The sequence below is a fragment of the Paenibacillus sp. FSL F4-0100 genome, from assembly GCF_037993005.1.
Classification (GTDB): domain Bacteria; phylum Bacillota; class Bacilli; order Paenibacillales; family Paenibacillaceae; genus Paenibacillus_AQ.
In genome coordinates, this window is sequence record NZ_CP150303.1 from 2994863 (window position 1) to 3009627 (window position 14765).

14 protein-coding genes are annotated in these 14765 nt (G+C 48.2%); 10 read left to right on the forward strand and 4 right to left on the reverse strand.

What is annotated here, in order from left to right:
- Positions 1 to 87: 87 nt before the first annotated feature.
- On the reverse strand, positions 88 to 1320 hold the full coding sequence (locus MHH48_RS13430) for an aminopeptidase (protein WP_076321238.1): 1233 nt from the start codon (positions 1318 to 1320) through the stop codon (positions 88 to 90).
- Positions 1321 to 1463: 143 nt separating this feature from the next.
- On the opposite strand from MHH48_RS13430, the gene MHH48_RS13435 reads away from it, so the two are divergent.
- Positions 1464 to 1739, forward strand: coding sequence for a hypothetical protein (locus tag MHH48_RS13435; protein WP_071224350.1), 276 nt, complete (start codon positions 1464 to 1466; stop codon positions 1737 to 1739).
- Between the two features lie 115 nt (positions 1740 to 1854).
- Here the strand turns inward: MHH48_RS13435 and MHH48_RS13440 are convergent, their stop codons facing one another.
- Positions 1855 to 3207 carry a TrkH family potassium uptake protein gene (locus MHH48_RS13440; protein WP_076321240.1) on the reverse strand — a complete coding sequence of 451 codons (1353 nt, stop codon included), beginning with the start codon at positions 3205 to 3207 and terminating at the stop codon, positions 1855 to 1857.
- A gap of 78 nt (positions 3208 to 3285) precedes the next feature.
- Between MHH48_RS13440 and MHH48_RS13445 the strand changes: the two genes are divergently transcribed.
- From MHH48_RS13445 to MHH48_RS13460, 4 genes are all read left to right on the forward strand, one after another.
- Positions 3286 to 4203, forward strand: coding sequence for a DMT family transporter (locus MHH48_RS13445; protein WP_076321241.1), 918 nt, complete (start codon positions 3286 to 3288; stop codon positions 4201 to 4203).
- A gap of 115 nt (positions 4204 to 4318) precedes the next feature.
- Entirely contained in the window at positions 4319 to 5455 is a 1137-nt protein-coding gene (locus MHH48_RS13450; protein ID WP_076321242.1) for an alcohol dehydrogenase catalytic domain-containing protein, read from the forward strand.
- 161 nt (positions 5456 to 5616) lie between these two features.
- Entirely contained in the window at positions 5617 to 6351 is a 735-nt protein-coding gene (locus MHH48_RS13455; RefSeq protein ID WP_076321243.1) for an AzlC family ABC transporter permease, read from the forward strand.
- Positions 6342 to 6668 carry an AzlD domain-containing protein gene (locus MHH48_RS13460; RefSeq protein WP_076321244.1) on the forward strand — a complete coding sequence of 109 codons (327 nt, stop codon included), beginning with the start codon at positions 6342 to 6344 and terminating at the stop codon, positions 6666 to 6668. The genes MHH48_RS13455 and MHH48_RS13460 overlap by 10 nt, the downstream gene beginning before the upstream one ends.
- A 129-nt stretch (positions 6669 to 6797) precedes the next feature.
- On the opposite strand, the gene MHH48_RS13465 is transcribed toward MHH48_RS13460, so the two are convergent.
- Positions 6798 to 7715, reverse strand: a complete 918-nt coding sequence (locus MHH48_RS13465) for an NAD-dependent epimerase/dehydratase family protein (protein WP_076321245.1) — start codon at positions 7713 to 7715, stop codon at positions 6798 to 6800.
- A gap of 179 nt (positions 7716 to 7894) precedes the next feature.
- Here MHH48_RS13465 and MHH48_RS13470 point away from each other — a divergent pair, with 179 nt between their 5' ends.
- The 4 genes from MHH48_RS13470 to MHH48_RS13485 all read left to right on the forward strand — a co-directional run bounded on the left by MHH48_RS13470 (position 7895) and on the right by MHH48_RS13485 (position 12023).
- Positions 7895 to 9820 (forward strand): LTA synthase family protein, encoded by a 1926-nt coding sequence (locus MHH48_RS13470; RefSeq protein ID WP_076321246.1) that lies wholly within the window; start codon positions 7895 to 7897, stop codon positions 9818 to 9820.
- A gap of 199 nt (positions 9821 to 10019) precedes the next feature.
- The gene (gene bioB / locus MHH48_RS13475; protein WP_076321247.1) at positions 10020 to 11018 is read left to right on the forward strand and encodes a biotin synthase BioB; all 999 of its coding nucleotides are present in this window, start codon (positions 10020 to 10022) and stop codon (positions 11016 to 11018) included.
- 70 nt (positions 11019 to 11088) lie between these two features.
- On the forward strand, positions 11089 to 11535 hold the full coding sequence (locus tag MHH48_RS13480) for a rhodanese-like domain-containing protein (protein WP_256720408.1): 447 nt from the start codon (positions 11089 to 11091) through the stop codon (positions 11533 to 11535).
- Between the two features lie 149 nt (positions 11536 to 11684).
- Complete coding sequence (locus tag MHH48_RS13485; protein WP_036665294.1) at positions 11685 to 12023, forward strand: antibiotic biosynthesis monooxygenase; 339 nt, start codon at positions 11685 to 11687, stop codon at positions 12021 to 12023.
- 244 nt (positions 12024 to 12267) lie between these two features.
- On the opposite strand, the gene MHH48_RS13490 is transcribed toward MHH48_RS13485, so the two are convergent.
- Positions 12268 to 13029, reverse strand: a complete 762-nt coding sequence (locus tag MHH48_RS13490) for an alpha/beta fold hydrolase (protein WP_076321248.1) — start codon at positions 13027 to 13029, stop codon at positions 12268 to 12270.
- A 416-nt stretch (positions 13030 to 13445) separates the two neighbouring features.
- Between MHH48_RS13490 and MHH48_RS13495 the strand changes: the two genes are divergently transcribed.
- Positions 13446 to 14696: an oligoribonuclease gene (locus tag MHH48_RS13495; protein WP_076321249.1), complete on the forward strand. Its 1251-nt coding sequence runs from the start codon at positions 13446 to 13448 to the stop codon at positions 14694 to 14696.
- The last annotated feature ends 69 nt before the right edge of the window (positions 14697 to 14765 follow it).

A 14765-nucleotide genomic window follows, 5' to 3' on the forward strand; every position in this document is an offset into this window, starting at 1 on the left:
AAATCAACCTCAGGTCAATTAATGGCCGCAAAATTTCAAAGAAAGCAGCTACTTCCTAAGAAATAGCTGCTTATTCTGTATCGTTTCTTAAAATGCCCAGTTTCCTTTCAGGAATACCGGCTCTTCCTGGCCATCTGCCGTCACTCCGTAAATATCCATTTCGCCGGAGCCGATCATGAAATCGACATGGGTTACGCTAGTATTAAGACCGTTTTGAATCAATTGCTCCTGATTCATATCTTTTCCGCCTTCTAAGCAGAAAGCATATGCACTTCCGAGTGCTAGGTGGTTGGAAGCATTCTCGTCAAACAATGTATTGTAATACAGGATGTTTGACTCCGAGATCGGGGATTGATGCGGCACCAGCGCCACTTCACCAAGGTAACGGGCACCTTCATCCATGTTCAGGAGACGCTCAAGGGTCTCATAACCTTGCTCTGCCGTGAAGCTGATCACTTTACCTTTTTCAAAAGTAAGGGAGAAATTGTTCACGATGTTACCGGCATAACTCAATGGCTTCGTACTGTGCACGGTTCCGTTGACGCCTGTTTTGAGAGGAGCGGTAAAAACTTCTTCTGTTGGCATGTTAGCCACAAAGGAATGTCCTCGCTCGTTAATGCTGTCGCCTTGTGCCCAAATATGCCCTTCCGGCAGCTCGATGGTAAGATCGGTTCCCGGTGCGATATAGTGGAGTTTCTTGTATTTCTTAGCGTTCAGCACGGAGGATTTCGCTTCAAGCACTTTGAGGTGCTTGTTCCAGGCTTCCACCGGGTTATCCTGGTCCACGCGCACAGTGTGGAAAATGGCATCCCACAATTTGCCAACCTGCTCGGACTCCGGCGCATCCGGGAATACCTTGGCAGCCCAAGATGCCGAAGGAACTGCGATCAGACACCAGCTAAACTTGTCGGACTGCTGATAGGCACGGTACTGCTTCAATGCCTCGCCGCGCGCTTTGTAGAAGTTTCCGATACGCTCGGAATCAATGCCGCTGAGCAAATCGGGATTTTCGGCAAGCACATGCAGAATGGCTGCGCCGTTCTCCACCAATTCCGTCATTTCACCGGCATACCATTTTGGGGCTTCGGTAAAGACATCATCCGCAGCCTTTTCGAATTGAAGTCTTGTTATCATTTCGTCGGTCCACAGGATCTTAACCAGGCGGGCACCCGCTTCGTATGCCTTTTTGGCAATCAAGCGAGTGAACTCGGCGGAATCAACAGGAGCATGAACCACTAAAGTTTGTCCTTCCTGTATGTTAACTCCAACCTTTACAGCCAACTCGGCATATTTGTCCAAGTATGTATTGAAATCGGACATTTGGTACCCTCCAATGCAATTTAATTTACCAACCCATATTATACTAGATCAAGCCGTATAAGAAAAACAATAATCAGCTGCCAAGAAAAGTGATATACTGAGTCTTGTGAGTGCTTTACAACGTAATGAAGGAGCGTGGAAACGTGTCAGAAGTCCGAATCGAGCGTGCGGATATGAAGCGGGATGATAGCGATCAGTTCGTAGGATATACCGTATTTTCTATAGATGGACATGCATCAGCCTACGAGATCACATTCCTGAGCAAGAATGGCCGGGACTGGGACTACAGCCTGAACTTCGCCGGCGAGCCGGGAATTGAGGAGCAGTTTCTTCAGATTGACGAGCGGATTGAAGCCGACAACGAGTTGTTTGATGATTTGCTGGATGCAGCCATCGATGCCAGCGAGTTCGGCGAATAAAAGACGAATCAGAAATGGATTCCAATGAAAACAAACCGTACACCTCCCATGGAAGGGAAGGGTACGGTTTGTTTAAGATTATAGAATCTAAAAGTTTTCAGCGGATATGAACAACTTAACCTATCGTAATTCGGCCTTCCGGATGGCGATACAGTTCTTTATTATTCTTACGGCTAAGCGCGTAAGCAAGGGTTAGCGGACCTAACCGGCCAAGGAACATGAGCAGGGCAACGGTGACCTTGCCAACTCCGGATAGCTCGGTTGTAAGTCCCATGGATAACCCGGCTGTACCGAACGCGGATACGGCTTCGAACAGAATTCTTAAGAATTCGCCAGATTCCGTAACGGACAGAAACATGGAAGCTCCCACTAATAACAGCAACGATAGAATCGTCAGCGTAATGGAACGGTAAACCAAGGCTTGGGAGATTCGATTGCGATAGAGAACAACATCACGTTTTCCCTGGATCATCGTAACGACAGCACCGATGAGCACGGCGAAAGTGGTTACCTTAATTCCGCCTCCTGTTGATCCGGGAGCTGCGCCGATGAACATCAGGAGGATCATGAAGAACTGGGAGGATTGCTCCAGACTCGAGATGTCCAAGGTGCTGATGCCGCCGGAACGCGGAGTGATCGATTGGAATAGAGAGGCCATGATTTTTACCGGGTAAGAGAGCGGCCCTAATGTTTTGGGATTGCCGTGCTCCAGAATAAAGATCATGACAGCCCCAATTACGATTAACAGTGATGTCACGGTTAATACAACCTTGGAGTGAAGAGACAGTTTCTTGCACTTCGGATACTCGATAAGATCAAAGATGACAATGAAGCCGATTCCTCCAAGAAAAATTAAGAGCATTAAGATAATATTGACAAATGGATCCGCTACATAGGTTGCAAACCCCGAGAAGGGGCCGTGAATTTGGCCAAAGAGGTCAAAGCCTGCATTGTTGAATATGGAAATGCTCTGGAATATGCCGAAGTATGTCGCATCTGCAAGCGGCATAATGGCAGAGAACCTGAGCGTCAGCAGCAAGGCGCCTGCACCCTCAATGATCAGAGCGTATATGAGCACTCTGCGGATGAGATCCACAATCCCTTGAATTTGGTATTGTCCCATCGCTGCCTGAAGGATCATGCGCTCGCGAAGCGAGATTCTGCGATTGAACATCAATGCAATCCAGGTGGCTGAGGTCATAAAGCCCAATCCGCCAAGCTGAACGAGCATGAGCATAACAATTTGTCCAAACATGGACCAATGAGTCCCTGTATCCACAACGGTTAAACCCGTTACACTGATGGCGGAAACCGCTGTGAAGAGAGCATCTACAATCGAGGTAGAACTCCCGTCTACCGTAGCGATGGGAAGTTTAAGCAGGAATGTCCCGATCAGTGTAATCGAGGCAAAGCCGATCGCCAGAAATTTGGGAGGGGTCATTTGGTTGCGAAGGTCTTTCTTTTTCATGCCAATTATCCTTTTCCGAATGTTATAATTTTAAAATCATTCTCTAATATAACACGAAAGGTGAATCATTTAACCATCATGAATTCGAACCGAGCACCGATTCCCGTATTTATTCCTCTGTTTATCGGCATCATAGCTATTTCTTTTTCCTCGATTTTTGTAAAATGGTCCAGCAGCCCCGTATCCATTCAAGCGATGTACAGACTAGTGATCACGTTCCTGATCATGCTGCCCTTCGCGGGAAAATACGTGCCGGATATCAAATCGCTGAAGCGAACAGATCTGCTGCTGCTCCTTCTATCCGGAGCGATGCTGGCGCTGCATTTTTTGTTATGGATGGGCTCCTTGAAGTGGACGAGCGTAGCCAGCTCCACGATTATCCTTGCTCTTCAGCCGGTATTCGTGATGATGGGTGCTTACTTCTGGTTTAAGGAGAAAACATCGCTGGCGGCAATCGGAGGCATGGCCATCGCCTTCCTCGGTGTCTTTCTTCTAATTGGAAGCAGTGGGCTTAGTGGGAGCAAGGGTCATTTGACAGGTGATATCATGTCTTTGCTGGGGACGGCTGCGGTTGCTGTCCATATGCTGCTGGGCCAATTGCTGCTGCGCCGTCTGCCGTCATTCCTATACAGCTGGCTTGTCTTTGCGGTAGCAGCGTCCGTACTGGCGGCGTATAACGTGGGCATGAACATTCCGATGACGGGGTATTCCGGACGAGAGTGGGGGATATTTGCCTTACTGGCTGTCGTGCCAACGGTATTCGGCCATTTGTTATTTAACTGGTTGATGAAGTATGCCACAGCCTCAACCGTATCAATGAGCGTTCTCGGAGAGCCGGTTGGAGCGAGTGTACTGGCTTTTCTCCTATTGAATGAGTCGATGAATTCCCTGCAGGCGGCAGGGGGAGCGCTTGTGCTGTTAGGGCTGGTATTATTCTTGAAAGTCGGGAAATCAAAAAAGCAGCCAGTAGACATTCAACCCGAAGCGCTGGGGTGAACTTCGCTTTATTTTTGCCCTGACAGAGTAGTTATGATTGAATTTGCGTACACTGATCCTAAAAAAAGTCAAATCATTACAAAAATGGATATTGACTTGAAAAGGGGTTTCGTGCGTGAAAGCAGTCACTTATCAAGGCAGACATCGGATCCAAGTGAAGGAGATGAAGGACGCCGTTCTTCAGCACAGCGAGGATATCCTGATCCGGGTCACCACCACGGCCATCTGCGGATCGGATTTGCATTTATATAACGGTGGATTACAACAGCTGACCGATGATTACATTATCGGCCATGAGCCTTTGGGAATCGTTGTGGATGCAGGTCCGGAAGTAAGCAGGGTCAAAGTGGGTGACCGTGTAATTATTCCTTTTATTATATCTTGCGGAAAATGCCTCTTCTGCCAGAATCACATGGAGAGCCAATGCGATTATGCGAATGAAGCCAAGAATACCGGCGGTTTTTTTGGATATAGTGACGCGTTCGGCGGTTTTCAAGGTGCCCAAGCAGAGCTGTTGCGCGTCCCTTATGGAAATTCCATGCCCTTTGTTATTCCTGAGGACGCCGAGATGGAAGATGAGAAGCTGCTCATGCTCTCCGATGCGCTGCCCACAGCCATCTGGAGCGTGGAGAACGGAGGGGTTAAACCGGGCGATGTCGTGATTGTTCTGGGCTGCGGTCCGATTGGATTGCTGACGCAGAAGTTTGCCTGGCTAAAAGGCGCGAAGCGGGTGATTGCGATTGATCATGTGGATTACAGGCTAGCGCATGCGAAACGGACCAATCTTGTGGAAACCTACAATTTTGAGAAAATCCCCGAAATCGAGCATTATATCCGAGAGATCACCAAGGGCGGTGCAGATGTTGTCATTGATTGTGTAGGTCTGGACGCCAAACGGACCCCTTCTGAAATGCTAGGCAGCATGCTGAGGCTCCAGGGAGGCTCATTGGGTGCATTCCGCATGGCTGTGAGTATGGTTCGTAAATACGGGACCATCCAGCTAACCGGCGTGTATGGGCTTGTTTATAATGCATTTCCGCTTGGAGAGCTGTTCGAACGCAATATTACGTTAAAAATGGGACTGGCACCCGTCATTCATTACATGCCGCACCTATATCAAATGTTGAAAGAGGGGACTATAGATCCTTCGGATATCATCACACATCGGCTCCCGATGGAGAAGGCTGCCCACGGATACGATATCTTCAATGAACGAAAGGATGGCTGTATCAAAGTCATCCTGAAGCCTTAAGCAGCTAAATAAACCGAATGAAGAAGCGTTCTTGGCGAATGAGGAGCATTCCCGGGACGCTTTTTTTGATGGAAAACGGTGTAACAGCGTTGACAAGGCAGCAGGAAGAATTCATAGTAATTAAAAATAGAATTGTAGAGTAAGAGAGGAATCGAACACAGATGAGCACCAAGTCAGAACGGCTTCCCGCAGGTATAGAGGGAAACCAGGGAAACACCTACCTTCAAGGCTTCAAAGATTGTATTCCAACCCTCCTGGGCTACCTGAGCATCGGTTTTGCGGCAGGTGTTGTCGAGCGCACCGCAGGTTTCAGCCTGCTCGAAATTACGCTCATTTCGCTGCTGCTCTATGCGGGCTCCGGGCAATTTATTGCTGCAGGGATGATAGCGGCTGCTAGCCCGATCCTATCGATCATTGTTACGATATTTTTTGTTAATGCCAGGCATCTACTGTTAAGCGCCGCGATTGCCCCGTATTTTAAAGGGCTTTCCTCAGGAAAAAGCTTCTTTATCGGCTCCCTGTTAACCGACGAGACATTTGGTGTTGCGGCAGCCAAGGCCACCGAGCAGAAGAGACTCGGCTATCAATGGATGGTCGGCCTGAATATCACGGCGTATCTGTTCTGGTGTGCAGCCAACGTAGCGGGGGGGCTAGTTGGGGAGTGGATTCCGGATCCGGAGAAGTTTGGCCTGGATTTTGCATTGCCCGGGATGTTTATCGGTTTGCTGGCTTTGCAATGGATCAGCCGGAAGAAGTATAAACTTGACTTCATGGTGGTTATGATTGCCGCCGTTTCGGTAGTAGCAGTCAGTACGATTCTGCCTGGAAGCGCGGCGGTGATTGTCGCAATTATGGTTGCGGCTACTGCAGGGATGGTGATCGAACAATGGAAATAAGATGGCATATCGCCATACTGATTATCGGTTGCGCTGTCGTAACCCTCATTCCAAGGGTTTTGCCGCTTATGGTCCTGAGCAAGCTCCGCATTCCGGAGATGATGATCCGGTGGCTCAATCATGTGCCGATTGCCGTCATGGGAGCTCTGCTAGCCCAGGAGCTGCTCCTATCGGATGGACGTGTAGATCCAGGTGGGCATACACTCGAATTGATTGCGGCCGTGCCCGCATTCCTCACCGCTTTTCTCACGAAAAGCCTGTTTGCCACCGTCATCGTCGGGATCCTGACTTTGGTGGGACTCCGCTTGTTTTTCTGACAAAACGAAGCGCTATGTTTGAGATGTTTTTCGTATCCCTAACCGGAACGATTAAAAACAACCATATTCCTTGGAATGACGAGGAATATGGCTGTTTCTATGTTCATTTGCTACCGTTCATTTGGGAAACTAGGATGTGCCAAGCCAGTGTCTGTAGGTTTCTTCCACTCCTTCTTCCAGGCTAAATAACGGGCTCCACTGCAGCAATGCACGGGTTCTCTCATTATTCAGGCAGCTGTGCAGAATATCACCATTCTTCGCAGGCAGATAGTTGACATCAATGCGGTTAGGATGCAGCCTGCTGATGTGATCGACGAGTGAATTGACGGTATGGCCAGTGCCGGTGCTAACATGAAGAACGCTCTCATCCCCGTGTTGGATGGAGGCGAGGTTCGCTTCAACCACATCCTTAACATAAATAAAATCCCGGGTTTGTTTGCCATCGCCGTATATATGAAACGGAGCGCCTTGACGCAGGCGGTCACCAAATACCGCCACAACACCGCCTTCCCCCTTCGCAGTCTGACCCGGTCCGTAGACATTCCCATAACGAAGAATGGTGTACTGCAGGCCGAAGAAGCGGTGGTATAAACGGATATATTGCTCACCTACCACTTTGGAAAGTGCATAGAGGGAGATCGGATTAACCGGATCATCCTCCGTCAGCTGAGATTTCTCCAGGTCCCCATATACGCCTGACGTCGAAGCAAACACAATCTTACGGACCCCAGCTTTACGACATGCTTCAAGTATATTGATGGTGCCCATAACATTCGCATCCGCATCAAGTCGAGGCTCCTTGATCGATCGCTGCACGTCGGCCTGTGCGGCCAAGTGGAATACGACGTCCGGCTTCAGCACGGAGATATATGCAGTTGTCTGCTGACTGTTTACATCGGCTACATGTAAAATTGCCTCGCTGTGCAGGCGACCTGGATCTCCGGTTGTCAGGTTATCGATCACATGGACTTCATAGCCTTGATTAACGAGTCCGTTCACCAGGTGGGAGCCGATAAAGCCTGCTCCGCCGGTTACAACCATCTTCATGTCTTAAACCCTCCAGCCTTTTGATTGGGATGCTTTATCCTACGTGATACGTAAGGATCATGCATTGGACAATTGACCAGGGGGGGCGAAGGAATGGGCAGATTAGATTGACGTTTACATTCCTGTTATAATGGAAGCTGAAATTTAACATTATATTTACACAAAAGAGGGAATGGAAAATGGAACGCTACCTTGAACAAAGGTTGAAATTAAGCATACTCGTTTTTTTGACGCTCTTATTGAAGTTGATCCTTCTAAGAGTGTTTCTGTTTAATGGGGTCGTATGGGGTAAGGTGCTTACCGACGCGCTGTCCCTGTTGGTCCTGATTAGCTTACTGGAGCTGATCCTGCCGGTAAGAGGGAAAAAGATGGTCTATGTGATCCTAGATGTCGTATTATCTTTTATCATGTTTGCGTCCGCGGTTTATAACGTTCATTTTGGGTCTATACCGACGTATACCGCGCTTGCGGGTATTGGTCAAGTAAACCAGGTAAGAGCCAGCATTACGGCTTTGCTAGAGCCGGAGCACTTTCTCTTCTTCCTGGACCTGCTAGTCCTATTGGTCATATGGGCGGTTCGAAAAATTCGTTCGCGCTCGCGAAGAGGATTGCATTTTGGTGGAGTCCGTTCCAGTTATTCCGCATCCTATTCGCGCAGACCTGGAATGAAGTGGCGCATCTCCATGACGGTAGTGCTGGTCATTACGAGTGTTCTGTCCGGACTTATCATCCGGAAAGAATGGGGAATCGAGAATGAAATCGTGCGCGCGGAGCAGATGGGCTTTATGAATTATCAGGTATCGGCCGTGATCCGAAATTCGCAGGAGAATCGTGCCTTAGCCGAAGGGAGTCTGCAGGACACCATTCTGCGGTCCCAGCAGCTGCTGGCGACCTATCCTTACGTTAAGGAAGCAAAGAACAAGCCGGACTACTTCGGCGCTGCCAAAGGCAAAAATCTGATTATCGTTCAGATGGAATCGCTGCAGAACTTTCCGGTGGGTCAATCCCTGAATGGCCAGGAGCTGACACCGGTGATGAACCAGCTTGCGGCTGGCGGTCTGTACTTTCCGCATATCTTCCAACAGATCGGGCAAGGCAACACTTCGGATGCCGAGTTTGCGGTCAATACATCGATTTATCCGACCGGAACGGTGGCGATGTCCACCGGGTTCGGAAATAAAGAGCTGCCGGGTCTGCCGCGGCTCTTGAACAAGCACGGGTATATTACCACGACATTCCACGTGAATGATGTGAAGTTCTGGGATCGAAGCAAACTGTACCCGGCACTTGATTTTCAGCATTATTACGACAAGCCGTATTTCACGAATGATAACTTCAATGAATTTGGACCTTCCGATGAAGAGTTGTTCCGTGTCGGCGTGGACAAGCTGCTGGAGAATCAACAGCAGAACAAGCCTACCTATGCCCATTACATCACGGTATCCAACCATTCTCCATACCATGTGAAGGATGAATTCGCGAAGATCACCCTGCCGGCTGAGCTGGAAGGGACCCATCTGGGGAATTACCTGAAGTCGGTGAATTATTCTGATTATGCACTCGGAACACTGGTTGACCGTCTGAAGCAGAACGGGTTGTGGGAGGATACCGTACTGGTTGTGTACGGGGATCACTTCGGCATCAATCCGGCAGAAGCCGACGCCAATATGATCTCGTCAACGCTAGGAATTCCTTACCATGAGCGGGTCAGCCGATTTAACATCCCGCTTGTCATTCATGTACCCGGCATGAAGGAAGGAAAGGTCATCGAGCAGGTGGGGGGTCAGGTCGATATTCTGCCAACCGTCGCTAACCTTTTAGGTGTATCGCTTGACGACGAAGGTTTTAACGCATTTGGGCATGACCTGCTGAATGTGGATCGCAATGTAATCGGGATGCGATATTATCTACCGACAGGCTCTTTCTTTAATAATGACATTCTGTTCGTTCCTGGTGACGGATTTGAGGACGGCACGGCGGTTTCCTTGAAGACGCTCGAGCCCGTAACAGACATCACGCAGTATCGCAGCGATTATGACTATATTCTGCAGTTGATGAAGCTGTCCGATGAATATGTGAAAATGCTGCCCAAGCGAGCGCCATAAAGCCAACAGTAGTTAACGAGGAAGAGGATTGTTTCATCAAGCCTGACGCAGGCATGGATGAAGCAGTCCTTTTTTTTCTTGCAAAAGCTGCGCTGGAGGATTGCCTCTGTTTCGTCATCTATGCTATTATTACTCTTATTGTTAACCTGATTTTTATTTGAAGAGGTTAACATTTAAAACGGAGAGGGAGAATGAAGATATGACGACTCAGATCCATTATGATTGGGCGACGCTGGCTGAACACGTTGTGCAAGGGTATGAAATTACGCCTACTGAGGCTTTGGCCATTCTGAACAGCGAGGATCAGGAACTGCTGACGGTTATGCAGGCTGCATATCGCATCCGCCGCGAGTACTACGGGAATAAGGTCAAGTTGAACATGATTGTAAACGCTAAATCCGGTTTGTGTCCTGAAGATTGCGGATACTGTTCCCAGTCCATCGTTTCGGAAGCGCCTATCGATAAATATGCATGGCTTACCAAAGACAAAATTCTCGAAGGCGCGCGTGAGTCGATTCGCCGAAAGGCGGGCACCTACTGCATCGTGGCTTCCGGTCGCCGTCCTACCAATCGAGAGATTGATCATGTAGTCGCAGCGGTGAAGGAGATTACACAGACTACTCAGCTGAAGGTGTGCTGTTGTCTGGGCTTCCTGAATGAGGACCACGCGCGTAAGCTCGCCGATGCCGGCGTGCATCGATATAACCATAATTTGAATACTTCCAAAGATAACTATGAACAGATTACGACCACGCATACATACGATGATCGGTTAGATACCGTGAAGCAGGCAAGCTCTTCCGGAATGTCCCCTTGTTCCGGAGCTATCTTCGGAATGGGCGAGAGCCTGGAAGAACGGGTGGAGATTGCGTTTGCTCTGAAATCGCTTGGAGCGGATTCGATTCCTTGCAATTTTTTGAATGCGATTGAGGGCACTCCTCTTGAAGGGCGCAAGGAATTGACCCCGACGATGTGTTTGAAGATTCTTGCCATGATGCGGTTTGTTAACCCCACGAAGGAGATTCGAATTGCAGGGGGGCGCGAAGTCAATCTGCGTTCCTTGCAGCCGCTGGGATTATACGCAGCCAACTCGATTTTCATCGGCGATTATTTAACGACAGAAGGCCAGGCGCATACCGCAGACTGGGGATTGATTGAAGACCTGGGCTTTGAAATTGAAGAATGCGCTTTGTCATGATGTATTGACATTTAAACATGAAGCACATACTATATACCCGTAGGGGTAGGGTCTGGGGGTTGAATGTCCCGTGCTCTTTCCACCAAGCATCAAGCTGATGCACATGACAATGATGGGGGAATGCTGCGTGCTGATTGCATCTGCCGCTCTGATTATATTTATATTCAGTATATATTACCGGAGGTATGTACCTATAACTGGCTTGAGGTTCATGAAGTGCAGCGATCTCCGACAGGCCCAGAAGGAATGTCCGAATCTGAAAATGCTCGATGTACGCGATGTTTCCGAATATATGGCCAGTCCTCGGAAAGAGACGATTAACATCTCGCTTGGGAGATTGCCGTATGTGTGGGAGCAGGAACTGAAACCCGATGACGCCGTGGTCATTGTAACACCGAAGCGTTCGGATGGAATCCTGGCTGCGCGCAAGCTGAAGAAGGCTGGCTTTACTTCGCTGTTTTATTTGCAGGAGGACTGCACGGCTTGCAATTCCATGCAGCACGTTTCTCTGAATTGATGATCATCTGATCAGCAGGTTTATGCTGGTCAGATTTTTTTATTGTTAAAGTGAAAGGTTAGAATTTGACAATGATAATCGTTATCATTTAGAATGGAAGAATATCGTTCATTTTACGGTTATTTTCGCTAAGGGAGTGTTCGTTGAATATGTTGATCGAGACGAAAACGATTATTGTTAAAGCAGGCACATCCAACCTGGTTGTAGAACGGTTCAGCAAGCCGGGACCCATTGAAGAAATTGAAGGTTTCATCGATCTGAATGTCCTTGTTAAGAATGCAAAGCGTACCGACGAAACGGAAGAAGTCATCGTCATGATCCGCTGGGAATCCAAAGAGGCGTGGAAACGCTGGGAGACCAGTCCGGCACATATTCAAGGACATCGTGATAACCGCGGTAAGCCGCAGCCTGAGCATGTGATCAGCTCCAGCCACGGGATGTATGAGGTTATGGCATCCAAAGGTCCGAGACCAGTGCAACAGGCATAATATTTTTATTATCCAAGAAGCGGCTCAGCAGCCGCTTCTTTTTTTGTTCCATAATTTCGAGTTAATGACAGATGTCCAGATAAGTTGTAGGCTCATTGAATCGCAGTAAATTACATCCTAATCTTTTGATACGGTTCCCCCGATTTATCAATCTGCTTCACCTAGCAGCAGCGAATCAGCTTGTGCTGTAGGGCTTTAAGCCGGCTTTTCGTCCCATCAAGTTATTAACCAAATTAACGTTGTCCTATGCTTTTGCAAAATGGGTGATAACAGCGTCACCAATCCAATCGACAGCTGGCATTAACTCGAAATGGTTCGCACCTTTCATTTCCATCAACTCACTATTCACGAATAATCGGGACATCGTTCTCATATCATCCCGGCTAAAGCAAAGTTCTCCTGCGTATAACAAAACAGGTGATGTTATTTTTTGGGGAATGCCTGCCAAGGAAGGCCAATCTTTTTCGACTTTTCGTAGCGAGAGCAGCGCATTGGTATTGACTTGGGTAAGTCGCTCTGCCATATTTTTGGGTACTTCAAATAATTGCTGCCAAAGATCTCGCCAAGCAATACCACCAAGCATAAGGGTATCTGTAACAATGTCATTGGATAAGTCTACAAATGAGTGCAGCTCACATCCTCCTAGCACCAGGCCGCTAATCTTATCGGAAAAGGATTCGGATAAAGCCAACGCGATTTTCGCCCCCAGCGAATAACCCCAAATAACGGCTTTCGGTAGATTCAGATGTTCTATCACTGTTCTTACATCCGACACCAAGAAATCCAATTGATACGCAGAAGGATCAATTGGACATGAGCTCCGTCCATGTCCACGTGGTTCAATGGCAACCAATTTGAAGTGCTTTTCTAACTTATCCACGTAACCGAAATCGACCCAATCTTGAATGGACATCGAAAATCCAAAGACTAATACCAGGGTTGGCCCTCCTTGATGATAGCCGAAAGTTTCATAATGAATGGTAATTTCTCCGTTTTTTATATACATTGTTGTGGTCTCCTTTTCCTCCGATTTGTTCATTCAACGAAAAATATCTTGACACATCCTGCCCCCAAAAAATAGACTTATAATTCACAGTTTGGTATGATGTTGGATGAAGACTGTCCAAAATCTCGGACTCATTTTCCTGTTTTCTATTGAAACGCCACATGGCGATTAAAAAAAGTCATTCTTCTGCAGCAAACAATGTTTCTGCAGAAGAATGACTTTTTTATTTTCTCCCCACAGCTTTATGAATCACGCCATGGGTTTGCGATCGCACTTTACTTGAACGCTGTTCCAATGAACAACTGTATCGTCGGGTGAGGCCAACAGGGGTTAAAGCGATAGATTTTAGGGAACCGTAAAGGGATGAAAGACAGGATCAGCTAATCATTCCACCTACTGTTTGGAGGAAGTCACCAATGTATCATCTATACAGCCATAATGATCTGGATGGTGTCGGATGCGGCATTATCGCCAAATGCGCTTTCGCCGAAGGAATTGATGTCCGTTACAACTCCATTCACGGTTTGAATCAGCAAGTCGCAAGGTATCTGAACCGGACTTCCGTGCAGGAGAATCCGTATGATGTGTTGTTTATTACGGATTTGTCCGTCGCTCCGGATATGGAGAAGGAACTGAACGTGTTTGTCGAAGAGGGAGGGCAGGTGCAGCTTATTGATCACCACAAAACGGCTCTTCACTTGAATGAATATAGCTGGGGGCAAGTGGATGTCACGCATCGGGACGGCCGCCCAGCATCGGCAACCTCACTATTCTATGAATATTTAATTGAGCATGGACATCTGGGCAGAAGCGAGGCACTGGACGAATTCGTAGAGCTGGTCCGCCTCTATGATACATGGGAATGGGAAGAGAATCAGAAGATTGAGGCTAAACGTCTGAATGATTTGTTCTATATGTTGTCCCTTGACGAATTTGAGAGCAAGATGACGCAGCGTCTGCGGGAGCAGGGGGGCTTCTTCTTTGATGAGTTTGAAGAGAAAATATTGGACATGGAAGAGAATAAAATCGATCGTTACATCCGCCGTAAGCAGCGGGAACTCATTCAGACCTTCGTGGGGGAGCACTGCGTAGGCATTGTATATGCCGAATCCTATCATTCTGAGCTTGCCAGCGAGCTGGGAACGACATATCCTCACCTGGATTACATTTCTATCTTGAACATGGGGGGAAGGAAAATGAGCCTTCGTACGATTCATGATCACGTGGATGTGTCCGAAGTGGCGATGCGATACGGGGGAGGCGGTCATCCCAAAGCAGCGGGGTGCACGATTAACGAGGAAGTGTATCAATTATTTGCTGCTGACTCGTTTGAGCTGGAACCGATCCGGTTCGACGCTTCACGGAATCAATTCAACATGAAGGGGACGGAGTCCGGTGTTCTATACGAAAGCTGGAGTGAGGATCTGTTGTTTGTTTATGCCCACGCCGGGGAATGGATTGTCGAGTGGAACGGGGAACCCCTCCCATTCCGGTTCAGATCGTTCGAGGAGGCGGAGCGGCACATGAAGCGGCAGTATGGCGCCTGGCTCTCCAGGGATGACGTGTTTGTGAAGATGCTGAAGGAGCAATGGAGGCGAAACCGTTCCAATGACCGGCCGGGACTGCCGCCGGATATGGATGAGGAGAAGTTAATGGAAGATCTGTAGAATTAACAGCATCAAGGGTGGAGGAGATCTATCCGAAAGACGCTTTATTGTGAGACAGGAGGAATATAC

What these genes read in the sequence shown, in the direction of transcription:
- MHH48_RS13430 (WP_076321238.1), bottom strand. Translation starts at nt 1,320, where the DNA reads ATGTCCGATTTCAATACATACTTGGACAAATATGCCGAGTTGGCTGTA.
- MHH48_RS13440 (WP_076321240.1), bottom strand. Translation starts at nt 3,207, where the DNA reads ATGAAAAAGAAAGACCTTCGCAACCAAATGACCCCTCCCAAATTTCTG.
- MHH48_RS13445 (WP_076321241.1), top strand. Translation starts at nt 3,286, where the DNA reads ATGAATTCGAACCGAGCACCGATTCCCGTATTTATTCCTCTGTTTATC.
- MHH48_RS13455 (WP_076321243.1), top strand. Translation starts at nt 5,617, where the DNA reads ATGAGCACCAAGTCAGAACGGCTTCCCGCAGGTATAGAGGGAAACCAG.
- MHH48_RS13460 (WP_076321244.1), top strand. Translation starts at nt 6,342, where the DNA reads ATGGAAATAAGATGGCATATCGCCATACTGATTATCGGTTGCGCTGTC.
- MHH48_RS13465 (WP_076321245.1), bottom strand. Translation starts at nt 7,715, where the DNA reads ATGAAGATGGTTGTAACCGGCGGAGCAGGCTTTATCGGCTCCCACCTG.
- MHH48_RS13470 (WP_076321246.1), top strand. Translation starts at nt 7,895, where the DNA reads ATGGAACGCTACCTTGAACAAAGGTTGAAATTAAGCATACTCGTTTTT.
- bioB (WP_076321247.1), top strand. Translation starts at nt 10,020, where the DNA reads ATGACGACTCAGATCCATTATGATTGGGCGACGCTGGCTGAACACGTT.
- MHH48_RS13485 (WP_036665294.1), top strand. Translation starts at nt 11,685, where the DNA reads ATGTTGATCGAGACGAAAACGATTATTGTTAAAGCAGGCACATCCAAC.
- MHH48_RS13490 (WP_076321248.1), bottom strand. Translation starts at nt 13,029, where the DNA reads ATGTATATAAAAAACGGAGAAATTACCATTCATTATGAAACTTTCGGC.
- MHH48_RS13495 (WP_076321249.1), top strand. Translation starts at nt 13,446, where the DNA reads ATGTATCATCTATACAGCCATAATGATCTGGATGGTGTCGGATGCGGC.